The 22,339-nt window shown below is 71.6% G+C and carries 21 protein-coding genes; 13 read left to right on the forward strand and 8 right to left on the reverse strand.

Annotation, left to right across the window (positions count from 1 at the left end):
- Position 1 precedes the first annotated feature (1 nt).
- Positions 2 to 868 (reverse strand): hypothetical protein, encoded by an 867-nt coding sequence (locus AC3A3L_RS00560; protein WP_487638084.1) that lies wholly within the window; start codon positions 866 to 868, stop codon positions 2 to 4.
- A gap of 174 nt (positions 869 to 1,042) precedes the next feature.
- Here AC3A3L_RS00560 and AC3A3L_RS00565 point away from each other — a divergent pair, with 174 nt between their 5' ends.
- The 4 genes from AC3A3L_RS00565 to ppdK all read left to right on the forward strand — a co-directional run bounded on the left by AC3A3L_RS00565 (position 1,043) and on the right by ppdK (position 7,268).
- A complete protein-coding gene (locus AC3A3L_RS00565; RefSeq protein ID WP_487638085.1) occupies positions 1,043 to 2,890 on the forward strand; it encodes a multicopper oxidase domain-containing protein in 1,848 nt (615 codons plus the stop codon).
- Positions 2,891 to 3,078: 188 nt separating this feature from the next.
- Positions 3,079 to 3,822 carry a hypothetical protein gene (locus AC3A3L_RS00570; RefSeq protein WP_487638086.1) on the forward strand — a complete coding sequence of 248 codons (744 nt, stop codon included), beginning with the start codon at positions 3,079 to 3,081 and terminating at the stop codon, positions 3,820 to 3,822.
- Positions 3,823 to 3,831: 9 nt separating this feature from the next.
- Positions 3,832 to 4,575: an NUDIX domain-containing protein gene (locus tag AC3A3L_RS00575; RefSeq protein ID WP_487638087.1), complete on the forward strand. Its 744-nt coding sequence runs from the start codon at positions 3,832 to 3,834 to the stop codon at positions 4,573 to 4,575.
- Positions 4,576 to 4,589: 14 nt separating this feature from the next.
- Entirely contained in the window at positions 4,590 to 7,268 is a 2,679-nt protein-coding gene (gene ppdK / locus AC3A3L_RS00580) for a pyruvate, phosphate dikinase (protein WP_487638088.1), read from the forward strand.
- On the opposite strand, the gene AC3A3L_RS00585 is transcribed toward ppdK, so the two are convergent.
- Positions 7,254 to 8,189 carry a tetratricopeptide repeat protein gene (locus tag AC3A3L_RS00585; protein ID WP_487638089.1) on the reverse strand — a complete coding sequence of 312 codons (936 nt, stop codon included), beginning with the start codon at positions 8,187 to 8,189 and terminating at the stop codon, positions 7,254 to 7,256. The two genes, ppdK and AC3A3L_RS00585, sit on opposite strands and share 15 nt — an antisense overlap.
- A 57-nt stretch (positions 8,190 to 8,246) precedes the next feature.
- On the opposite strand from AC3A3L_RS00585, the gene AC3A3L_RS00590 reads away from it, so the two are divergent.
- The 3 genes from AC3A3L_RS00590 (at position 8,247) to AC3A3L_RS00600 (ending at position 10,268) form a co-directional block, all read left to right on the forward strand.
- Positions 8,247 to 8,822, forward strand: coding sequence for a GtrA family protein (locus tag AC3A3L_RS00590; protein WP_487638090.1), 576 nt, complete (start codon positions 8,247 to 8,249; stop codon positions 8,820 to 8,822).
- A gap of 86 nt (positions 8,823 to 8,908) precedes the next feature.
- Positions 8,909 to 9,637, forward strand: a complete 729-nt coding sequence (locus AC3A3L_RS00595; protein WP_487638091.1) for an SDR family oxidoreductase — start codon at positions 8,909 to 8,911, stop codon at positions 9,635 to 9,637.
- Between the two features lie 139 nt (positions 9,638 to 9,776).
- Positions 9,777 to 10,268, forward strand: a complete 492-nt coding sequence (locus AC3A3L_RS00600; RefSeq protein ID WP_487638092.1) for a hypothetical protein — start codon at positions 9,777 to 9,779, stop codon at positions 10,266 to 10,268.
- Here AC3A3L_RS00600 and meaB read toward each other — a convergent pair.
- Both meaB and AC3A3L_RS00610 read right to left on the reverse strand, forming a co-directional pair.
- Positions 10,265 to 11,248: a methylmalonyl Co-A mutase-associated GTPase MeaB gene (meaB, locus tag AC3A3L_RS00605; protein WP_487638093.1), complete on the reverse strand. Its 984-nt coding sequence runs from the start codon at positions 11,246 to 11,248 to the stop codon at positions 10,265 to 10,267. The genes AC3A3L_RS00600 and meaB overlap by 4 nt on opposite strands.
- A 7-nt stretch (positions 11,249 to 11,255) precedes the next feature.
- Positions 11,256 to 12,461, reverse strand: a complete 1,206-nt coding sequence (locus tag AC3A3L_RS00610) for an acetyl-CoA C-acetyltransferase (RefSeq protein WP_487638094.1) — start codon at positions 12,459 to 12,461, stop codon at positions 11,256 to 11,258.
- A 255-nt stretch (positions 12,462 to 12,716) separates the two neighbouring features.
- Between AC3A3L_RS00610 and AC3A3L_RS00615 the strand changes: the two genes are divergently transcribed.
- The 5 genes from AC3A3L_RS00615 to AC3A3L_RS00635 all read left to right on the forward strand — a co-directional run bounded on the left by AC3A3L_RS00615 (position 12,717) and on the right by AC3A3L_RS00635 (position 18,260).
- Positions 12,717 to 13,472 (forward strand): LamG domain-containing protein, encoded by a 756-nt coding sequence (locus tag AC3A3L_RS00615; protein ID WP_487638095.1) that lies wholly within the window; start codon positions 12,717 to 12,719, stop codon positions 13,470 to 13,472.
- 78 nt (positions 13,473 to 13,550) lie between these two features.
- Positions 13,551 to 14,003 (forward strand): methylmalonyl-CoA epimerase, encoded by a 453-nt coding sequence (mce, locus tag AC3A3L_RS00620; RefSeq protein ID WP_487638096.1) that lies wholly within the window; start codon positions 13,551 to 13,553, stop codon positions 14,001 to 14,003.
- Positions 14,004 to 14,105: 102 nt separating this feature from the next.
- Complete coding sequence (gene ccrA / locus AC3A3L_RS00625; protein WP_487638097.1) at positions 14,106 to 15,446, forward strand: crotonyl-CoA carboxylase/reductase; 1,341 nt, start codon at positions 14,106 to 14,108, stop codon at positions 15,444 to 15,446.
- Positions 15,447 to 15,597: 151 nt separating this feature from the next.
- Positions 15,598 to 16,917, forward strand: a complete 1,320-nt coding sequence (locus tag AC3A3L_RS00630) for a hypothetical protein (RefSeq protein ID WP_487638098.1) — start codon at positions 15,598 to 15,600, stop codon at positions 16,915 to 16,917.
- Positions 16,918 to 17,066: 149 nt separating this feature from the next.
- Complete coding sequence (locus AC3A3L_RS00635; RefSeq protein WP_487638099.1) at positions 17,067 to 18,260, forward strand: AI-2E family transporter; 1,194 nt, start codon at positions 17,067 to 17,069, stop codon at positions 18,258 to 18,260.
- On the opposite strand, the gene AC3A3L_RS00640 is transcribed toward AC3A3L_RS00635, so the two are convergent.
- Positions 18,238 to 19,239: an EamA family transporter gene (locus tag AC3A3L_RS00640; RefSeq protein ID WP_487638100.1), complete on the reverse strand. Its 1,002-nt coding sequence runs from the start codon at positions 19,237 to 19,239 to the stop codon at positions 18,238 to 18,240. The two genes, AC3A3L_RS00635 and AC3A3L_RS00640, sit on opposite strands and share 23 nt — an antisense overlap.
- 38 nt (positions 19,240 to 19,277) lie before the next feature.
- Between AC3A3L_RS00640 and AC3A3L_RS00645 the strand changes: the two genes are divergently transcribed.
- Entirely contained in the window at positions 19,278 to 19,814 is a 537-nt protein-coding gene (locus AC3A3L_RS00645) for a CGNR zinc finger domain-containing protein (protein ID WP_487638101.1), read from the forward strand.
- 6 nt (positions 19,815 to 19,820) lie between these two features.
- Here the strand turns inward: AC3A3L_RS00645 and AC3A3L_RS00650 are convergent, their stop codons facing one another.
- From AC3A3L_RS00650 to AC3A3L_RS00660, 3 genes are read right to left on the reverse strand one after another with little or no spacing between them, the layout of a single operon-like run.
- The gene (locus AC3A3L_RS00650; protein WP_487638102.1) at positions 19,821 to 20,588 is read right to left on the reverse strand and encodes an alpha/beta fold hydrolase; all 768 of its coding nucleotides are present in this window, start codon (positions 20,586 to 20,588) and stop codon (positions 19,821 to 19,823) included.
- 23 nt (positions 20,589 to 20,611) lie between these two features.
- The gene (locus AC3A3L_RS00655) at positions 20,612 to 20,851 is read right to left on the reverse strand and encodes a hypothetical protein (RefSeq protein ID WP_487638103.1); all 240 of its coding nucleotides are present in this window, start codon (positions 20,849 to 20,851) and stop codon (positions 20,612 to 20,614) included.
- On the reverse strand, positions 20,848 to 22,329 hold the full coding sequence (locus AC3A3L_RS00660) for an MFS transporter (RefSeq protein WP_487638104.1): 1,482 nt from the start codon (positions 22,327 to 22,329) through the stop codon (positions 20,848 to 20,850). Before AC3A3L_RS00660 ends, AC3A3L_RS00655 begins: the two co-directional genes overlap by 4 nt.
- Positions 22,330 to 22,339: the final 10 nt, after the last annotated feature.

Consider the following 22,339-nt stretch of genomic DNA (forward strand, 5'->3'; position numbering starts at 1 on the left):
GTCAGCTGAGCGTGACCATCCTCAACATGCCCATCAGGGCGTGCGGCATGCCGCCCATCTTCGGGTCGGGGAAGAAGCACATGACGACGTACTGACCTGCAGGCAGGTCGTAGTCCACCGTCATGCTGCGTCCGGGGCTGAGCGTCCCGGTCTCCATGCCGGCCGGAAGGAGCCACGACGGGGGCGGGCCCTCCTCCTCGCTCTGAAGGAACTCCAGCACCTGGTCGGTGGTGGTGCCGGGCTGCACCTGCTGCATGGCCACGAAGTGCGGCTGGTCGGCCTTGTTCTTGAACTCGAACCGGCCCTTCGCGGGCAGCTGCGAGGCGCCTCCCCACGACGGGCCGTTCTTCCCGATGATCGAGCCGTCGGTCTTCGGCGCCTTGGACGAGCGCTTGGGGCCCTGCACGACCAGCGTCTTGCCGGTCACCACGCCACGCTCACCGAGGGAGAACGGGGTGTACGCGCCGGGCTTCGGGAACACGATGGTGCCGGTCCCCCCGCCCGTCAGGCCGCCGATGATGGTGGTGTTCTTGAGGGCGCGCTTGAGCGCCTTGACGTCGTTCTTCGCGCCGAACTTGTTGACGTCGGCGATGAAGTCCGCGACGTCGTAGCCGGACTTGAACGTCGCGAACTCGACGGTCCCGCGGCCGCGGACCTCGAGGTGGGCACGTCCGGCCTTGAGTCCGTCGGCCCCCCTGACCACGATCGTCTTCTTGGTCAGGAGCGCCTTGAGGTGCGGCATGGACGCTCGGGCGCTGGTCGTCGGGGCGCCGGCTGCACCGGCGGTCGTGGGTGCCAGGAGGACGGGCGTGCTCGCGAGCGCTGTCGCGCACACGACCGCCACCACCCTGCGCAGTCCGGTGGGCACGTGCATGATGGTCCAACCCTTCTCGAGAGGTGCGGTGCCGCCCTCGGCACCACCTTCCAGTAGTGGCACGGCTCCCCCACGTCGTCATCATCGAATTCAGTGACATCCGGACAAGGTCCAGACCACCGATTTCTGGGGATGCCGGCACCCGGTCGCTGCTGCACACTCGGGACGATGACGGGGATCCTGCGTGGCCGGGCGGCGGCTTGGCTGGTCGGCATCGTGACGTGCGCGGTCGCGCTCGTCGCCCTCGATGCCGGGCCGGGGAGAGAAGGTCGTACGGCGTCGGCCGAGCCGGTGCGCAACGCGACCATCCTGGTCGAGGAGGGCGGCGCCCGGACCGGGTTCGCCACGCCGGAGGTGACCGTCGGTGGAGGCGGGACCGTCACCGTCGTCAACCTCGACTCCATGGACCACACGGTCACGTCGGTCGCCCGCGCCGCCGACGGGACGCCGCTGTTCGACATACGCGTCCCTGCCGGCACGTCCGCCACCGTCCCCGGGGTCGAAGCGCTGTCGGCGGGCGCATGGGCCTTCTACTGCAAGTTCCACCCCAACATGCGCGGGGTGATCACCGTGGAGGGCGTGGCCGGCGGTGTCGAGCCCGTCGACACCACGTTCGAGCAGCCGCTGGTCGTCCCGCCCACGCGCAGCGGTGCCGACATCAGGCTGGTCATGGAGCGGGCGGGGGTGCGGGTGCTCCCGCACGGCCGCCGCACGACGATGTGGACCTACGGCGGCACCTACCCCGGCCCGACCATCCGGCGGCGGGGCGGGCGGGGCACCGAGGTGACCGTCGTCAACCGGCTCCCCCGCGCTGCTGGGTCGATGTCGACGCACCTGCACGGCGACCACCACGCATCCGCGGACGACGGCCAGCCCACGACGCACCTGATCCCGCGGGGCGGCGAACGCACCTATGACTACCCGCTGACGGTCGACGGTCGCCCGGAGCCGGGCTCGTTCTTCTGGTACCACGACCACCGGATGGACCGCACCGCCCGCAACAACTGGCGCGGCCTCCAGGGGATGTTCATCGTCACCGACCCGCCCAGCCGGGACCTACGGCTGCCAACGGGCCGTCGCGACGTCCCGCTGATGGTCTCCGAGCGTTCGTTCACGTCAGGCAACCAGCTGACCGACCCGTTCGCCCACGGCCCCGAGATGGTGGGCCACCACGGCCAGATGGCGTGGACCGGCGCCCACGCCCCGCCGGACGACGCCACGGTCGGTGACAAGGTCCTGGTCAACGGCCGCTACGCGCCGTACCTCGACGTGTCGGCGACCCGCTACCGCCTGCGCCTGCTCAACTCCTCGCCCTTCTCGAGCTACAACTTCACGTTGTCCGACGGCCGGCCGTTCCTCCAGGTCGGCACCGGTAGCGGACTGATCCCCCGGGCCGTCGTGCGGTCCAGCGTGCTGCTCGGCCCGGCACAGCGCGCCGACGTGGTCGTGGACTTCAGCGGCGCCACCGGCCAGCGCCTCGTGCTCGCCTCGGTGCCGGCCCCGACCGGGACCTCCGGCGACGACGCGCGCGAGACCCCCGTGATGGAGTTCCGGGTGGGCGCACCCGCTCGGGACGCCTCACGGCTGCCGTCGCGGCTGCCGTCGCCGAGGCTGGTCTCCCCGGTGCCGGAGAAGGTGTCGAAGACGTGGACGTTCGGGCTCGAGCAGTCCTCGCACCACAGCAGCTTCTGGTCCATCAACGGGCGCGCCTTCGACCCCGGCCGCGTCGACCACCGTGCTCGCCTCGGCACCGTCGAGCGGTGGCGCTTCCGCAACACCAGCGACGTCACCCACTACGTCCACATCCACGCCCAGCAGTGGCGCACCCTGCTCCGCGACGGCAAGCGACCGCCCCCGTGGGAGCGCGGCCTGGAGGACACCTGGCGCCTCGAGCCCGGCGAGGAGGTGGAGGTCGCCGCCCGCTTCACCGACTACACCGGCCCCTTCATGATCCACTGCCACATGCTCGACCACGAGGACCACGGGATGATGGCCCGCTGGGACGTCGTCCGCTGATGTGACACAGCGTCGACCAGCACCCGCCACGGATCCACCTCTGTTGTGACAGACCCTGCGCCGCGACCCGGTTCGAGGATCACGCCCACGTGTCACAGGGCGTGACGAAACAGGGCGCACAGCGGCTCCGGATCCGGGCCTGTGGAGGACGGGTCGCACATCCTCCGGTCCGTTGCTGCAATGGATGCGTGCCCAAGATCGTCGACTACGTAGGACGGTTCGCCTTCTTCGAGCTGGCGAGCTTCACGCTCGTGCGCGACCACGGGGTGGACCGGCTCAGCCGACATGGGCTGGCGAAGGTGCTCGCCACGTCCATCAGCACGGTCCGGCGGCTGCTCAACCCCGAGGCCGACCTCCGTCAGCTCGCTCTCAACGAGGTCGCCTACCGGCGCCGGAGGCGACTGGTGCCGCCCACCACCGCGACAGGTCCTGACGCCGGCGTGCGCCTCCTGCTGCCGTTGGTCCCATCCGTGCCGGAGCAGGTCGCCGAGGAGCTGGTGTGGTGGCGGCTGGCGATGGCGGCACCGACGACGGCGTCCCTGCCTTCGGACATCGAGGCGGACCTCGACGACGAGGACAGCGGCCCCCTGCACCACCGGTTCGCGATCGCCAACTACGGCTACGTGCCTTCGGACGTGCTCGCGGCCGGCATCGAAGCACCGCGGCCGGTCAGCTCGGACGACGGCGAGCTGGACGTCGTGGTGGCCGCTCGCCAGGTGCACCAGGAGGCCCTCGCCGAACGGCTCGCGATCGTCGTACGCGTCACGGTGCCAGGGCTCGACGGGACCGCAGCTGCCCACCACGCCCAGGTGCTCCACGCCCTCGTGGACGGACTGGGGGTGGCGGTCAGCGTGGGACGGCTGCGCCCCGACGAGGCGGCATCCCTCGCACGGGCGCACGTGGCGGCGCTGGCGCTGGCCGCCGCTCGCTAGGGTGAACGGGTGCCCTCCTCCATCCGCGTGACCACGGTGACCGACGGCGTGGCCAGGATCGAGTGGGACGACCGGGTCACCACCGACGACCTGCGGCGCGAGGTGGCGTCCGCGCTCGTCGAGCACGTGCGGGTGGAGGCGCTGGTCGGGCTCGACGACCGCGAGGCGCAGCGCTCCGCCACGTGGGCCGGCCTGCTCAAGGAGGGCGTCAGCCGGGGGCTGACCGTCGACGGCGAGGTGGCGGACCGTGTCGTCTACGCCCGCGTGCGCGACGACCGGCCCGTCGACCACCCCGAGGGCTTCCGGTCCCTCCTCAACTCCTTCCTCCCCCGCAAGCGGGCGATCTCGCAGATGCTGGTCCGCGACCCCGAGGGGCGCGTGCTGCTCTGCCAGCTGACCTACAAGCGCGACTGGGACCTCCCGGGCGGCGTGGTCGAGGTGGGCGAGTCACCGCGGCTCGCGGTGCAGCGCGAGGTCGAGGAGGAGCTCGGCCTCCAGATCGAGCCCGGCGACCTCGTGCTCACCGACTGGCTGCCCGCGTGGGGAGGCTGGGACGACGCGGTGTGCCTCGTCTTCGACGGGGGCACGCATGGCCCCGAGGTGCTCGCGGGCGTCGTCATGCAGGAGCGCGAGATCCGCGACGTGCGGTTCTGCACGTTGGCGGAGGTCGACGAGCTCGCCGCCGACTTCACCTCTCGGAGGGTGCGCGCCGCGGTCGAGGGTTCCCAGCCGTATACGGAGTCCGGTCGCTGAGGCAGGATGCCTTCATGACCTGGGTGTACGACTTCGCAGAGGGAAGCAAGGACCAGAAGGACCTCCTGGGCGGCAAGGGCGCCAACCTGGCCGAGATGACGAACCTCGGCCTGCCGGTGCCGCCGGGGTTCACGATCTCCACCGAGACGTGCCGTGCCTACCTCGCCGAGGGCGGCGAGCCCGAGGGGCTGGCCGAGGAGGTCACCGAGCACCTCGCAGCGCTCGAGGAGGCGATGGGCAAGAAGCTCGGCGACGCCGACGACCCGCTCCTGGTGTCGGTGCGCTCGGGCGCCAAGTTCTCCATGCCCGGGATGATGGAGACCGTCCTCAACGTCGGGCTCAACGACACCTCGGTCGGCGGACTGGCGGCCCGCAGCGAGTCCGAGCGCTTCGCGCAGGATTCCTACCGCCGGCTGCTGCAGATGTTCGGCGGCACCGTGCTCGACGTCGACTCCGAGCTGTTCTCCGAGGCCCTCGACGAGGTGAAGAAGGCCAAGGGCACGGACAACGACCTCGACCTCGACGCCGACGACCTGCGCAAGCTGGTCGAGACCTTCAAGGGGATCATCAAGGCCGAGACCGGCCGCGACTTCCCGCAGGACCCGCGCGAGCAGATGGACCTCGCGATCCGCGCCGTCTTCGACTCCTGGAACACCGACCGCGCGCGGCTCTACCGCCGCCAGGAGCGGATCCCCGAGGACCTCGGCACCGCGGTCAACGTGCAGGCCATGGTCTTCGGCAACTTCGGCATGGACTCCGGCTCCGGCGTGGCGTTCACCCGCGATCCCGCGAGCGGCGCCCAGGGCGAGTACGGCGACTACCTCCAGAACGCCCAGGGCGAGGACGTGGTCGCCGGCATCCGCAACACCGTGTCCCTGGCCGACATGGCCGAGATCGACCGGAAGTCCCACGACGACCTGATGACGATCATGACGCGGCTCGAGCGCCACTACCGCGACATGTGCGACATCGAGTTCACCGTCGAGCGCGGCAAGCTGTGGATGCTGCAGACCCGCGTCGGCAAGCGCACGCCCGAGGCGGCGTTCCGGATCGCCGTCCACATGGTCGACGAGGGCATGATCCAGATGGACGAGGCGGTGCTCCGCGTGACCGGCGACCAGCTGGCCCAGCTGATGTTCCCGCGCTTCGACGAGACCGCCGACCGCACCCTGCTGGCGAAGGGCATGAACGCCTCGCCCGGCGCCGCCGTCGGCAAGGCCGTCTTCGACTCCGACACCGCCGTGGAGTGGGCCGACCGGGGCGAGGACGTCATCCTCGTCCGCAAGGAGACCAACCCCGACGACCTGCGCGGCATGGTGGCGGCCCGCGGGATCCTGACCAGCCGGGGCGGCAAGACCTCGCACGCGGCCGTCGTGGCGCGCGGCATGGGTCGTACGTGCGTGTGCGGCGCCGAGTCGCTCGACGTCGACACCAAGGCCAAGGAGTTCCGGGTCCGCGACGGCGAGACCATCCGTGAGGGCGACGTCATCTCGATCGACGGCACGACCGGCGAGGTGTTCGCCGGCGCCGTGCCGGTCGCCGACTCGGTGGTCGTGCGCCACTTCGAGGGCGAGAAGCTCGACGACGACCTCGCGCAGGCGGTCGCGCGGATCATGGCCCACGCCGACGGCGCCCGGCGGTTGCGCGTGCGCACCAACGCCGACACCCCCGACGACGCCGCCCGCGCCCGCCGCTTCGGCGCCCAGGGCATCGGGCTGTGCCGCACCGAGCACATGTTCCTCGGAGAGCGTCGCGCGCTGGTGGAGAAGCTCATCGTCGCCGAGGACGAGGCCGGCGTGGAGGCCGCGCTCGACGAGCTGCTGCCGCTGCAGAAGCAGGACTTCACCGAGATCCTCGAGGCGATGGACGGGCTGCCCGTCACGATCCGGCTGCTCGACCCGCCGCTGCACGAGTTCCTGCCCGACCTCACCGAGCTGAGCGTCGAGGTCGCCGTCGCCGAGGAGCGCGGCGAGGTCGACGAGCACGCGGCGAGGCTGCTCACCCACGTCCGCCGGCTCCACGAGCAGAACCCGATGCTCGGCCTGCGCGGCGTGCGCCTGGGCATCCAGATCCCCGGCCTGTTCCGCATGCAGGCACGCTCGATCGCCGAGGCCGCGGCCGACCGGATGGCCGCCCACGGCACGCCGCGGCCGGAGATCATGGTGCCGCTGGTGGCGAGCGTGCGCGAGCTCGAGATCGTCCGCGCCGAGATCGACCAGCAGATCGCCGAGGTCGAGGAGGAGCGCGGCATCAAGCTCGACATCGCCATCGGCACGATGATCGAGCTGCCGCGTGCCGCCTTCCTGGCCAACCGGATCGCCAAGTCCGCGGACTTCTTCTCCTTCGGCACCAACGACCTGACGCAGATGGCCTGGGGCTTCTCCCGCGACGACGTCGAGGCGTCGTTCTTCTCGCGCTACTTCGAGCACGGCATCTTCGACGTCTCGCCGTTCGAGTCGCTCGACCAGCTCGGCGTCGGTGGCATGGTCGAGATGGGGACCAAGAAGGGCCGCAAGACCAAGTCGGACCTCAAGGTCGGCGTGTGCGGCGAGCACGGCGGCGACCCGCTGTCCGTCCACTTCTTCGACGAGGTCGGGCTCAACTACGTCTCGTGCTCGCCCTTCCGCGTGCCGGTCGCCCGGCTCGAGGCCGGGCGCTCCGTGCTCGGGAAGCGCGACTCAGAAGAGCGCTGAGGCCAGGTTGCGACGCCCCGCCAGCACGCGCGGGTCGTCGTTGCCGACCGCGGCGAAGAGGCCCAGGAGGTGGTCGCGCGCCTTCTCCCGGTCCTTGTCGGAGGTGCGGGCGACCAGGTTGACCAGCCGGGTGAACGCGTCCTCGACGTGGCCGCCGAGCATGTCGAGGTCGGCGACCAGGGTCTGCGCCTCGACGTCGTCGGGGGCCTCGGCCGCTGCGGCCCGGGCAGCGTTGAGGTCGACTCCCTGCGTGCGCTGCATGACCTTCGCGATCGCGAGTCCGCCGGCGGCCTCGACGTCGGCCGGGTTGGCGTCGAGCAGCTTCTGGTACTCCGCGACCGCGCCGTCGATGTCGCCGGCGGCGAGCGCGTCCTGGGCCGGGGCGTAGCGCGGGTCGACCGCCTCCTCCTCGCCCTCGGCCGCCGGGGCGCCACCAGAGCGGGGCTGGTGGCGACCGGTGATGCCCTGGGCGGTCAGCTGCTGGCCCAGCTGGCCGAACAGCGCGGAGAGCTCCTCGGGCGACAGCGCGCCGGGGATCGGCTGGCTGACGGGCCTGCCGTCGAGCACCACCATCGTCAGCGGCACCTGCGGGATCTGCATGGCCTGGGCGATCTCGGGGTGCGCGTCGACGTCCACCAGCGCGGCCAGCAGGCGGCCCTCGAGCCGCTCGGCCTCCGCCGCCACGTCGGCGGCGTACTGCTCGCTGCCCGACGCCTGGCGCGCGGAGTGGAAGACGAGGACGACGGGCGCCGTCCTCGACTCCTGCAGCACCTGCTGGAAGTTGTCCTGCGTGATCGCGACGGAGTACGCCCCTCCTGCGGACCCGGTGCCGGCGGTCGGGGCCGCCTGCTGCGGCGCCGGCGGTCGGCCGAGCCCGGAGAGGTCGATGGCACCTGGGCGGCTGAACGGCTGCTGCGTCATGGCGCAATCCTAAGGAGGTGCGCCTCACTCGGGCGCGGGGGTCGGTAGCCTCGATGCATGGGATCCCGGGGAGCCGCGCTCGTGACGCGGCACCGGCGCAACGTCGGCCTCCTCGTCCGGTTCGGCGTCGTGGGCGCCTCGGGCGTGCTGGTCAACCTGCTGACCCTCGTCGTGCTGCGACGTCTCGGTCCCCACTTCGACGACGCCGTCGTCGCGCTCGGCTCGTCCGGGTACAACCTGCGCTGGTACCACGTGTACTCGACGATCGCCTTCCTGGTCGCCAACCTGTCGAACTTCCAGCTCAACCGCACGTGGACGTTCAAGAGCAACCACGCCGCCCCGTGGTGGCGCGAGTACTGGCCCTTCCTCGCGGTGGGACTGGCCTGCCAGGTCATCGGCCTCGCCCTGCTGACGCTGCTCATGCACCCCGGGTCGCCCCTCAGTCTGCCCAGCGACGTCTTCGACGACTCCACCGGCCTGCGCAACCGTCTCTACTGGGCACAGCTCATCGTGATCGCGGTGGTGACGCCCCTGTCGTTCGTGGTCAACAAGCTGTGGACCTTCGCCGCGGTGCGGACGGCCCGGCTGGACCTGCTCGAGGAGCGCCGGACCGACGACGTACGCGTCGAGTGAGCCCCGAGTGAGCCCCGTCGGCACCTGTCGCCGGACCCCTACTGCGTGGTAGAACATGCCGGGGTTCCGACGGGAGGCACGACTTCATGACGACAGCGGGGTCGTACGACTTCAACGGCTACCAGGTGCTGGTGGTCGGCGGCACGCGGGGCGAGGGGCACAGCATCGCCACGGCCTTCGCCGCCTCCGGGGCCTCGGTGACGGTGACCGGCACGATGATGCTGCGCTCGCTCTACGACACCGACCTCTCGGCCTTCGACTACGAGTCGGTCAACCTCGCCCGACAGGAGTCGATCGACCACCTCGTCGGCTCCGTCGGCCACCTCGACGTGCTCGTGCTGGCAGCGTCCTGCAACCTCCCCTACGGCCTGCCTCCCGGTGAGCAGGCCTTCATCGCCGAGGCCGCCCGATCGGGCCTGCTCGGCCCCACGTTCCTGACGACCCGGCTGCGCCTCAAGCTCGGCCAGAGCCCTGCCCTCGGCGGCGGGTGCGTCGTCAACACCGGCGCCGTGACCCGCTGGCTGCAGCTCGCCAGCACGCCCGAGGCGGCCCAGGACGAGCTGGCCGAGTCGACCGCCCGGGCGGGTCGCAACTGGGCCGGCCTGGGGGTGCGCGTCAACTCCGTGCTCCAGGACGGCCACTCGGTCCTCCCCCGCCAGTACGCCCCGGGCGCTGCCCCGGTGCGCGGCAGCCGCGTCGCCGGCGACACCCTGGTCCGCACCCAGCCCCGCGCCGACGCCGTCACCGACGCCGCCCTCTTCCTGGCCAGCAGCGCAGCTGCGCGCATCACCGGCCAGACGCTGCGCATCAGCTGACCGGCGATCTCGGCAGAAACACCTCGCGACGACGACGCGCACGGTTACATTTCACCCACACGGAAGCCACGCGGGACCCACAGGCCCCGTCGCCGTCTCGGGTCGGCCGCTCCCTCGTCGCTCGGAAGGACGTGCCCTCTTGACCGCAGACCTGGTGACCCCGCACCCGCTCGCGCGCGGCCGTTCGTGGACCGGACGTACGTCCCGGCGGGGTCGTGAGCAGCTGCTCGAGCAGTCACCGGGACCCGACTCGCCGGTCGGTCAGCTGTGGGCCTCCCTGGTCGAGGTGCTCGGGGCGATCGACGGTCCGTCCTCCGCGCTCCTCGCGACCGCGACCGGAGACGCCGTGGCAGTGCACGGCCTCGCCCGGGAGGACGTCGTCCGTGTCGCGCGCCGGAGCAGGGCGGCATTCGCGGCACGCACCCCCGGCGGCCCGGACCCCGAGCACGAGGTCGACACGGTCGGGCTCACCCTCGGCCTGCGCCACACCGTGATCGCGTCGGTCCCGGCTCCCGGACCCGAGCGCCACCTGCTCACGGTGACCGCCCAGGGCGCGAGCGTGCAGGTGCTGGAGGCCTGGACCCGTCAGCTGGCCGAGGACCTCCGCCGAGCCATGTCGGCGGCCGCCTAGCCGGACGACGGTCCGTCGGCCAGCAGCTCGTCGGCTGCGGCGTAGGGGTCCACCTCACCGGCAGCCACGCGCCCGGCGAGCGCGTCGAGGTCGACGCCCGCACCGGCACGCCCCCAGCGCTCGCGGAGCGCTGCGAGGGCGATCGCCTCGACCTCGCGCCCGGCCCGGAGCGTACGACGTCGGGCGAGCTCCCCCGACTCCCGCAGCCACACCGCGTGCCGGTCGACCTCCGCCAGCAGCTCCTCGATGCCCTGTCCGGTGCTGGCGACCGTCTGCAGCACCGGTGGGCGCCAGTCGCCGTCGCGACGCTCGGCCATCGAGAGCATCGTGCGGAGCTCACGCCGTGCGCGGTCCGCACCGTCACGGTCGGCCTTGTTGACGGCGTACACGTCACCGATCTCCAGGATCCCGGCCTTGGCGGCCTGGATGCCGTCCCCCATGCCCGGGGCGAGCAGCACGAGCGTCGTGTCCGCGAGCCCCGCCACCTCGACCTCGCTCTGCCCGACCCCGACGGTCTCCACGACGACCACGTCGCAGCCGGCGGCGTCGAGGACGCGGACCGCCTGCGGGGTCGACCAGGCCAGGCCCCCGAGGTGGCCGCGGGCGCCCATCGAGCGGATGTAGACGTCGCGGTCGAGCGCGTGGTCGCCCATCCGCACGCGGTCACCGAGCAGCGCGCCGCCCGAGAAGGGCGAGGAGGGGTCGATGGCCAGGACGCCGACACGCTTGCCGGCGCGCCTCATCCCGGCGACGAGCGCGTTGGTGGAGGTGGACTTGCCGACGCCCGGGGCCCCGGTGATGCCCAGGACGTGCGCCCGGCCCGCGTGTGGCCCGAGAGCCGACATCACCTCGCGCAGGAGCGGCGAGGCGTCCTCCACGAGGGTGATCAGGCGCGCCACCGCGGCCGGGTCGCCGTCGCGAGCGCGCGCGACGAGGTCGGGGACCGCGGGGGCGCCCCGCCTCGTCACGCCGTGGGTCATGCGCTCCTCACGCAGAGGGCACGCGGACGATCAGGGCGTCGCCCTGGCCGCCGCCACCGCAGAGCGCGGCGGCACCGACACCGCCACCGCGGCGCTGCAGCTCGAGGGCGAGCGTGAGCACGACCCGCGTGCCGGACATGCCCACGGGGTGGCCGAGCGCGATCGCCCCACCGTTGACGTTGACCTTGGCGTCCTCGATGCCCAGCTCGCGGGCGGAGGCGATGCCGACGGCGGCGAAGGCCTCGTTGAACTCGACGAGGTCGAGGTCGGCGGGCGAGATGCCCTCCTTCTCGCAGGCCTTCGCGGTCGCGGCGGCGGGCTGCAGCTGGAGCGTCGAGTCGGGTCCGGCCACCTGGCCGTGGGCACCGATCTCGGCGAGCCAGGTGAGGCCGAGTTCCTCGGCCTTGGCCTTGCTCATCACGACGACCGCCGCAGCGCCGTCGGAGATCTGCGAGGCCGACCCGGCGGTGACGGTGCCGTCCTTGCTGAAGGCCGGGCGGAGCTTGGCGAGCGACTCCACCGTGGTGTCGCCGCGGACGCCCTCGTCCTCGCTCACCACGACGGGGTCGCCCTTGCGCTGGGGGATCTCCACCGGCACCACCTCGTCGGCGAACACGCCGTTCTTCCAGGCGACCGCGGCCTTCTGGTGCGAGTAGGCGGCGAAGGTGTCCTGCTCCTCGCGCGTGAGGTTCGCACCGGCGGCGTTGCACTCCTCGGTGAGCAGGCCCATCGCCTGCGACGTGAACTGGTCGAAGAGGGCGTCGTAGGCCATCGAGTCGACGAGCTTCACGTCACCGAACTTCACGCCCTCGCGGGACTTGGGCAGGAAGTGCGGGGCCTTGGTCATCGACTCCATGCCGCCGGCGACCACGATCTCGCACTCGCCGGCGCGCACGAGCTGGTCCGCGAGAGCGATGGCGTTGAGCCCGGAGAGGCAGACCTTGTTGATGGTGATCGAGGGCACCGTCATCGGGATGCCACCCTTCACCGCGGCCATCCGTGCCGGGTTCTGGCCCGCGCCGGCCTGGATGACCTGGCCCATGACCACGTAGTCGACCTGGTCGCCCGTGACGTTGGCCTTCTCGAGGGCGCCCTTGATGGCGACACCCCCCAGGTCGGCGGCCGACTGGTCCTTCAGCCCGCCGAGCAGGCGGCCGATCGGGGTGCGGGCCCCGGCGACGATGACCGAGGTTGGGCGAGCGGAGTCGGACATGACGGGTGCCTCCAGCGATCGGTTGAGATGGGGGTGGTGCTCCTTCGGACACTACCCACCGCGGCCCGGGCGCCGGGAGGGTGTCCCCGCCGCCCGGAGTGAGGCGCTCGTCACACGACCCTCGCGACCGGAGCGACGTCACCAATTTGTGGGAGCCCGCACCGTGGCCCACCCCTGGGGGTGTACGCACGTGGTGGTCTGTCCCGGAAGGCGGTCCTCGGGGACTCGCTCCCGTCACGTCCCGAGGAGTCCCTGATGAACCGGTTCCGCCGTACCCTCACCGCTGTCGCGGCCGTCGCCACGACCTCCGCGCTCGTCGTGGCACTCACCGGGCCGCCGGCCAGCGCCCGGACCGGGGGCATCGGGGGGCTCTGGCTCCTCGACGAGGGTTCCGGCCAGGTCGCCAACGACCTCTCCTTCAACGGCAACCGCGGCATGCTGGGGACGTCTACGGGCGTCGATGCCAACGACCCCACCTGGGTCGCCCTGCCGCGGCTGCTCCTCCTCAAGCGCTCCGCCCTGCGGTTCTCGGGCTCGCAGAGCGTCCGGATGCCCGACGCCCCGTCGCTGGAGCCGGACGGCGTGACCGTCCTGGCACGGGTGCGCAGCACCGGTGCCGGTGCGTTCCGCTACGTGATGTCCAAGGGCGCCTTCCAGTGCGAGAACGCGTCCTACGGCCTCTTCACCGACGCTGACGGAGGGCTGGTCTTCTACGTCTCCGACGGCACGACCGTCCACCGGTCCGCCGACGCAGGTCCCGGGCTCTGGGACGGCGAGTGGCACACGGTGATGGGTGCCTTCGACGGCGCCTCGATCCGTCTCTGGGTCGACGGCCGCCAGGTCGGCACCCCCGTCCCGGCGGAGGTGAGCGTCTACTACGGCATGCCGACCGGCGACGACTTCTACATCGGCGACTACGGCGGCCCGTGCGCCAGCCCGCTCGGCTTCGTCGGTGACATCGATGCGGCGGCCGTGCTCGGCCGCTACGACCGGACCGCGACCCTGGGATAGGCACGGGGTCGCCCGGCCCCGGAGTGGCGACCGTCACACACCCTCGCCCCCGGGCCCGGCGTCGTACAGCATGAGCCCATGACCCCCGAGCTGAGCGACGTCCGGCACCTCTTCACCGCCATCGACCACGTCGGCATCGCCGTGCCCGACCTCGACGAGGCGATGACCTTCTACCGCGAGGCCTACGGCATGGAGGTCCTCCACGAGGAGGTCAACGAGGAGCAGGGCGTCCGCGAGGCGATGGTCGGGGTCGGCGACTCCGGCTCCTGCATCCAGCTCCTCGCGCCGCTCACGCCCGAGTCCACCATCGCCAAGTTCCTCGACCGCAACGGGCAGGGCATCCAGCAGCTCGCCTTCCGCGTCGACGACGTCGAGCACGTCGCCGAGGTGCTGCGCGGGCGGGGCCTGCGCCTGCTGTACGACGCCCCCCGGCGCGGGACCTCGGACAGCCGGGTGAACTTCATCCACCCCAAGGACGCCGGCGGCGTGCTGGTCGAGCTCGTCGAGCCCGCGTCCGGCCCCGGCCACTGAGCGACGTACGTCACACCAGCGACCGCTCGAGGTTACTCGCCGGTATCTTCACCGCCATCCGTGCCACCGATGCCTCACCCGATGCCTCACCAGGAGACACCCGTGCAGAACATCCTCGACGCCATCCAGTCCGGCAACGCCACCTCGGAGGACTTCGCGAGCCTCGAGCTCCCGGCGTCCTACCGCGCCGCCTTCGTGAAGAAGGACGAGGTCGACATGTTCGAGGGGGTGCCGTCGAAGGAGAAGGACCCGCGCAAGTCGCTCCACGTCGAGGACGTGCCGCTGCCCGAGCTCGGTCCCGGTGAGGCCTTCGTGGCCGTCATGGCCAGCGCGATCAACTACAACACCGTCTGGACCTCGATCTTCGAGCCGGTGTCGACCTTCGGCTTCCTCGAGCGCTACGGCCGCAACAGCGAGCTGACCAAGCGGCACGACCTGCCGTACCACGTGGTCGGCTCCGACCTGTCCGGCGTCGTGCTCAAGACCGGGCCCGGCGTCACCCGCTGGAAGCCGGGCGACCGCGTCGTCGCGCACTGCCTGTCCGTCGAGCTGGAGGGCCCCGACGGCCACAACGACACGATGCTCGACACCGAGCAGCGGATCTGGGGCTTCGAGACCAACTTCGGCGGCCTCGCGGACGTCGCGATGGTCAAGGCCAACCAGCTCATGCCCAAGCCCGAGCACCTGACCTGGGAGGAGGCCGCCTCCCCCGGCCTCGTGAACTGCACGGCGTACCGCCAGCTGGTCTCCACCAACGGCGGCAACATGAAGCAGGGCGACAACGTCCTCATCTGGGGCGCGTCCGGCGGCCTCGGCGGCTTCGCCACCCAGTACGCCCTCAACGGCGGCGCCACCCCGGTGTGCGTGGTGTCCAACGAGGAGAAGGCGAAGATCGCGCGCAGCATGGGTGCGGAGCTGATCATCAACCGCTCCGAGGAGGGCTACAAGTTCTGGAACGACGAGGGCACCGAGCAGGACCCGCGCGAGTGGAAGCGCTTCGGCGCCCGCATCCGTGAGCTCACCGGGGGCGAGGACATCGACATCGTCTTCGAGCACCCCGGCCGGGAGACCTTCGGCGCCTCGGTCTTCGTCACCCGCAAGGGCGGCACCATCACGACCTGCGCCTCGACCTCGGGCTACATGCACGAGTACGACAACCGCTACCTGTGGATGAACCTCAAGCGGATCATCTCCAGCCACTTCGCGAACTACCGCGAGTCGTGGGAGGCCAACCGCCTCATCGCCAAGGGGAAGATCCACCCGACGCTGTCGCGGACCTACACCCTCGACGAGGTCGGGCAGGCCTCGCTCGACGTCCACCAGAACGCCCACCAGGGCAAGGTCGGCGTCCTCTGCCTCGCCCCTGAGGAGGGGCTGGGCGTGCTCGACCAGGACATGCGCGCCGAGCACGAGACCGCGATCAACAGGTTCCGCGGCGTCTGATCCCCGCCCGAGGTCTCGGGTCTGAGACCTTCGACACCCCGGTTCGCGCGACTCGCACGAAGTCGCCCGCGAGCCGGGGTGTGTCTTTTGGAGGGCATCGGAGAGACTGACACCGACGCAGTCCGTACGACGTGAGAGAGGGTGCCTCACCATGGCTTCCGACCAGGGCCTGTCCATCTTCGACGAGCCGGAGTCCGCCGACGACAAGGCCGCTCCCGGTGGTTCGACCGCCCGCGGGACCGCCGGCGAGGAGACCCAGGTGCTGCCGGTCACCCCCAAGGACGAACCCCCGGCCGCCGCCCCCGCCACGCCGGCCCCGACGCAGGCCGCCCAGCCGCCTGCGCAGGCTTCCCGGCCGACCACGCCGCCGCCGTCGACGCCGCAGGCACCGCAGCGGGCCGCTGCCGACGACCCGACCCGACGCTCACCGGTGATCCCGCCCGCCGCGGCCCGGCCGGCGGCGCCGGCTCCGGCAGCCTCCGCTCCCCTCCCCGTCGTGCGCCGCGGCGGCTACGACAAGGCAGCGGTCGACCAGCGCGTCCACCAGCTCCAGAGCGAGAAGTCCGGCCTGGCGACGAGCCTGGCCAGCAGCGAGGAGCGCGTCATCGAGCTCGAGGACGAGCTCCAGCGCCTGCGCCGGGAGGTGGCCGAGAACACCAACCCGACCTACGCCGGCCTCGGCGGTCGTGCCACCTCGATGCTCAAGATGGCCGAGGACGAGGCGGCCGACGTGCGCACCGCCGCGCGCCGCGAGGCCGACGAGATCCGCGCCCAGGCCGAGCGCGATGCCCACAGCATCAGGGCCGACGCCGCGCGCGAGGCCGACGACATGCGGATGGTGCAGCTCAAGGAGCTCGACGAGATGCGCTCGCGGCTCACCGCCGACGCCGAGACCGAGCGCGGCCTCGCCAAGGCCGAGGCCGAGGACCTCCTCGCCTCGGCGCGACGCGAGTCCGACCAGGTCCGGCTCGCCGCGCAGCAGGAGACCAACGAGATGCGCGTGACCGCCACCCGCGAGGCCGAGCAGGCGCGTGCCGCCGCGGACCGCGAGGTCCAGGAGGCCCGGCGCACGCTGGCGGTCGAGAAGGAGCGGCTCACCCGCGAGGCCGCCGAGCACCACAGCAACGCCACCGCGGAGACCCAGCGGCTCGTCGCCGAGGCCGAGGCGCGGGCCAACGCTGCCGAGCAGCGCGCGCGGGAGGCCACCGCCCAGGCCAACGCCCACCGCCAGCAGGCCCAGACCGAGTCCGAGGGCCTGCTCACGCGGGCCCGGCGCGAGGCCGAGCAGATCGTCGCCTCCGCCCGGACCCAGGCCGACTCGATCGGAGCGACCCGCGTCGCCGAGGCCGAGCGCGAGCTGGCCAACATCCAGGCCGAGGTCGACCGGGCTGCCAAGCGCCGTGACGCCATCACCGCCCAGCTCGGTGCCCTGCGCGACGTGGTCGCGGGCTTCGGCGAGGACGAGTCCTGAGCTGGCGGGTCCGGCTCCGGGAGCTGGTCACCCCCGGAGCAGGCAGCGCGGCGGAGCACACCGCCGACCCGGATGCCGCCGCCGCGCTGCGCGAGGCGGCGGACGACCCGGCTGAGCTGCCCCAGGCGCTCGAGGAGGTCGTCGACCAGGTGTCCGACGACGCCGACCGGGCAGAGAAGGCCGCCGACTCGGCCGAGGCGTCTGCCTTGTCGGCCGCCGCCATCGCCGAGCAGATCGACGACGCCACGGACCTGGTCGTCGACGAGGGGGCCCCGGCCCCCTACGTCCCGGCCGACCCCGCCCCCACGCCGCTGCTGCTGCGCCACTCCCCGTTCAAGATCGGCTTCTTCGGCGCCCTCGGTGCCGTGGTCGCGATCTTCCTGACAGAGCAGCTGCTCAGCATCTCCTCGGTGCTGATCCTGCTCGTGATGTCGACGTTCCTCGCCATCGGGCTCAACCCGGTCGTGGAGTTCTTCATGCGGCGCGGCATCCGTCGCGGCCTGTCCGTGCTGCTCGTGCTCGTCGCGGTCATCGCCGTGCTGGCACTGTTCGTCGTCGCCGTGGCCCCCGTGATCAGCGACCAGATCGCGCTCATCACGCGCAACGCCCCTGAGTGGCTCGACGAGCTGCAGTCCAACCGGCAGGTGCAGAAGCTCGACGACCAGTTCGACGTCATCGCCAAGGTCCAGGAGTACATCCAGAACGGCGACTTCGGGCAGAAGGTCTTCGGTGGAGCTCTTGGCGTCGGCCTGCGGGTGCTCTCGGCGCTGACCAACAGCCTCATCGTCATCGTGCTGATGATCTACTTCCTCGCTTCGCTGCCGAGCATCAAGCACGCCGCCTACTCGCTGGCCCCCGCCTCGCGCCGCCCCCGCGTCAGCGAGCTCGGCGACCGGATCATCCGGTCGACGGGTGCCTACGTCGCCGGCGCCTTCCTGGTCGCCATCTGCGCCGGCATCAGCACGCTGATCTTCTCCTTCGTCGTCGGTCTCAGCGACTACGCCTTCGCGCTGGCGTTCGTCGTCGGGCTCTTCTCGCTGATCCCGGTCGTCGGCGCCTTCGTGTCAGGGGCGCTCATGACGCTCCTCGCGCTGACCATCTCCCCGACCGTCGCGCTGGTGGCGCTCGTCTACTACATCGCCTACCAGCAGTTCGAGTCCTACGTGATCTACCCGCGCATCATGCGGAAGTCCGTCGACCTGCCGGGCTCCGTCACGGTCGTCGCCGCCCTCGTGGGCGGCTCGCTCATGGGCATCATCGGGGCGCTGCTCGCGGTCCCGGTTGCCGCGGCACTGCTCCTGCTGCACCGCGAGGTGTTCCTCAGGCGGCAGGACGCCCACTGAGGTCCGGCACGGGGTCGGGCTCGGGCTCCGGCAGCGGCTCGACCGCGAGCGGCGCCCGCGACTCCCCGAGCTTGACCACGACGACCCCGGCCAGCACCAGCAGGCCGCCGGCCAGCTGGACGGCGCACGGCAGCTCCCCGAGCAGCAGCCAGGCCCACACGACTGCCGCCAGCACCTCACCGAGGGCTACGAACGACGCGAGCCGGCTCCCGAGGCGTCGCCCGGCCTCGATGCCGGTGACGTAGGCGAAGGCCGCGGTCGCCAGCCCCAGCAGGAGGACCGTGACCCACCACGGCAGCGTGAAGCCGTCGTACGTCGCGTCGGCCGACGACGTGTGGAAGGGCAGCAGCCCGATCGCACCGGCGGTCCCGAGCACGACGCTCGCCACGAGCAGTCCGCCGGCGGCCAGGCTGATGCCCGGCAGGCCGTTGCCCTCGTCGGCGGAGATGATGAAGTAGCTCGCCGCGCCGACCATCGCACCCAGCGCCCAGAGCACCCCGACCGTGCTCAGCTCGGCGCCGGAGACGACGTCGAGCACCAGCACCAGGCCGGCCGCCGCCAGCGCGGCTCCCACGAGCGTCAGCCCGGACGGGCGGTGCCCGTGGCGCACCCACAGCCAGACCACGACCGCCACCGGCGCGGTGTACTCCAGCAGCAGCGCCACGCTGACCTGCATGTAGGTCACCGCGTAGAAGTAGCAGAGCTGGGCGCCTGCGACCGCCGTGATGCCGTAGACGGTGACCAGGCCGGCGTTGTCCCGCAGCAGGTGCATCCGACCCCGCAGGGCGAGCAGTCCCGGCACGAGCAGCACGAGGGCGGCGATGACGGTGCGCAGGGTGACCGCAGCCCCGGCGCTCCACCCGGTGTCCAGCAACCCGCGGGCGAGCGCCCCCGACATGCCGAAGGTCACCGCCGACGCCACGGCGAGCAACATCCCGGCCGCGGTCCGGTTCGAGGTGTCATGGGTCAAAGCCGTCACGGTCATGACCGTATGCGTGGCTCCTGTAATGTGTCAACATGCTTTTCACGGATGACACGGACGCGTCGCTGCAGGCAGCCGTCGCGCTGGTGAACTCCACCGACGATCCCGGCGAACCGCTGGGATCGGTCGACGACCTGTCGGCGTTCCTCGCCTCGTGGCCCTACACCGGACGGCACGACGCGACGCCCGAGGAGCTCGAGTCCGTACGCCGGTTGCGCCCCGCCCTGCGGTCCCTGCTGCTGGCCGAGCGCGACGAGGCGGTGGGCATCGTCAACGACATGCTCGCCCGAGCCAAGGCACTCCCCCAGCTCCAGCGCCACGACCACTGGGACTGGCACCTCCACGCCGTCGACCCCGACCGTCCGCTCGACGAGCGGGTCGTGGTGGAGACGGCGATGGCGATGGTCGACGTCATCCGCGCCGACGAGATGTCGCGCCTCGACACGTGCGCGGCCGACGACTGCGACGACGTCGTGCTCGACCTCTCGCGCAACCGCTCGCGGCGCTACTGCTCCACCACCTGCGGCAACCGCGAGGCGGTCGCGGCCTACCGCGCTCGACAGCGCACCTGACGCACCTCAGCGCAGGAAGCGCCGGAGCACCTCGAGGAACACCTCGGGCTGCTCGGAGTGGACCCAGTGGCCCGCGCCCTTGACCAGCACCCGCCGGTTGCGCGGGAACCGGCGGTCCATCTCGGCGGCGTGCTCGTCGGAGATGTAGTCGGAGCGGGCGCCCCCGACCCACAGCACCGGGCCGTCGTACGACGCGTCCCCGAGCCGCTCACCGGGCCAGCCGACCAGCTCGCCCATGTGCTCCGCGAGCAGGTCGAGGTTGACCTGCCAGTGCCAGCCGTCGTCGGTGCGCCGGAGGTTCTGCAGGAGGAAGCTGCGCACCACGCGGTTGGGCACCGCCTCCTCCAGCGCGGCCTCCGCCTGGCCGCGGCTCTCCAGGGAGTGGAGGTCGAGGGCCCGCATCGTCTCGATGTAGCCGACGAACTCCCGCCCGCTCTCGTACGCCACCGGGGCGATGTCGACGACCGCCAGCCGCTCGACCAGCTCCGGGTGCCGCAGCGCCAGGCACATCGCGATCTTGCCGCCCATCGAGTGCCCGACGAGCGCGACCGGCTCGTCGCCGATCTCGGCGGCGACGAGGTCCGCCAGCTCCAGGAAGTCGAACGTCTCGGTCCAGGCCGAGCGACCGTGGTTGGGCATGTCGAGCAGCAGCACGCGGTGGTCGGCGCTGAGCGCCTTGGCCGCCTGCGTCCAGTTCTTCCCCTGGCCGAAGAGTCCGTGGCAGAAGACGACGCGGGGTCCGGAGTCGCCGAGCTCGGTGCGGTGCAGGCTCACGCGGCCATCCTCCCGCAGCCGGGTCAGGTGGCGACCACCGACCCGTCGTCGGTGAGGTGGACGAGCCCGTCGCTGGCCGCGAGCGCGAGGGCCCGGTCGAACCGGCCCTCCTCCCACCAGCGGCCGCCCACGACCTCGCGGAGCTCGTCGGGCCGTGTCGGGCCCTGCGCCTCGAGCGCGCGGACGATCTGTCCGATCTCGTGGAAGACCTGCCGGTCGCGGCGGCCCTCCGTCGTCGGCTTGGGTGGTGGCATCGGGCTCATGCCCGGCTCCTCTCCGCCGACTCGTCGCCGGCCGGCTGGTCCTCCGCGGTGAGCGGCTGGGCGATGTCCTCGAGCGACTGGCCCTCGGCCTTGACGCCCAGGAAGATCTCGACGATGCCGCCGATGATCATCAGCGCCGCACCGATGAAGTAGCCGACGGCGATCCCGGTGATGTCGCCGTCCTCGCTGGCCGAGTCGATCAGGCGGCCGAACAGCAGCGGCCCCGCGATGCCTCCGGCGGCGGTGCCGATGGCGTAGAAGAACGCGATGCACAGCGCGCGCGTCTCCATCGGGAAGATCTCCGAGGCAGTGAGGTACGCCGCACTGGCACCGGCGGAGGCGAAGAAGAAGACCACGGCCCCGAAGATCGTCAGCGTGACGGCCGTGAGGCCACCGAGCATCGTCCCAGCGACCGCGAGGAGGACGCCGGAGAGGATGTAGGTGCCCGCGATCATCCGCACCCGGCCGAGGGAGTCGAAGAGCGGGCTGAGCAGCAGGGCGCCGAGGAAGTTGCTGGCCGCGAAGATCGCGAGGTACCAGCCGGTCTGCTCGACGCCGAGGAAGGTGCTGAGGGTGTCGCCGTAGGTGAAGAAGAACGCGTTGTAGAGGAACGCCTGGCCCACGAACAGCGAGAAGCACAGGATCGTGCGCCGCGGATACATCGTGAACACCGTCTTGGCGATCAGCGGCAGGCTGATCGTCTTGCGCTGGCGGATCGTGATCGTCTGGTCGACCCCGTGCAGCTGCTTCCCGGTCTCCTCCTCGACCGTGTGCTCGATGTCCCTGACGATGCTCTCCGCCTCGTCCTCCCGCTCGTGGATGAACAGCCAGCGCGGGCTCTCCGGGACGTGGCGGCGTACCACGAGGATGCCGACGGCCAGGATCGCCCCGAGGCCGAACGCGGCACGCCATCCCCAGCTCGGGTCGACGACGTTGGGGTCGAGCAGCGGGATGGTCAGCAGCGACCCGAGCGCGGCGCCGACCCAGAACGAGCCGTTGATGGCCACGTCGACACGCCCGCGGTACTTCGCCGGGATCAGCTCGTCGATCGCCGAGTTGATGGCGGCGTACTCCCCGCCGATGCCGCAGCCGGTGAGGAAGCGGCAGGCGAAGTACCACGTCGGGTTCATCGAGAAGGCCGTCAGCACCGTGGCGACGCTGTAGACGCCGAGCGTGATGAGGAAGAGCTTCTTGCGGCCGAAGCGATCCGTGAGCTGGCCGAAGAACAGCGCGCCGATGCAGGCGCCGGCGACGTACATCGCCCCGGCCATGCCGATGTCGCTGCTCGACAGCCCGAGCCCGGTGTCCTCCGGCTTCAGTGCCTCCGACATCGAGCCGACGATCGTCACCTCGAGGCCGTCGAGGATCCAGACGGTGCCGAGGCCGATGACGACCAGCCAGTGCCAGCGCGCCCACGGGAGGCGGTCCATGCGGGCAGGGATGTCCGTGGTGATGGTGCCTGTCTCGACTCCGGCCATCCTCCGGACG

It is taken from the genome of Nocardioides sp. Soil_C_8, assembly GCF_057656315.1.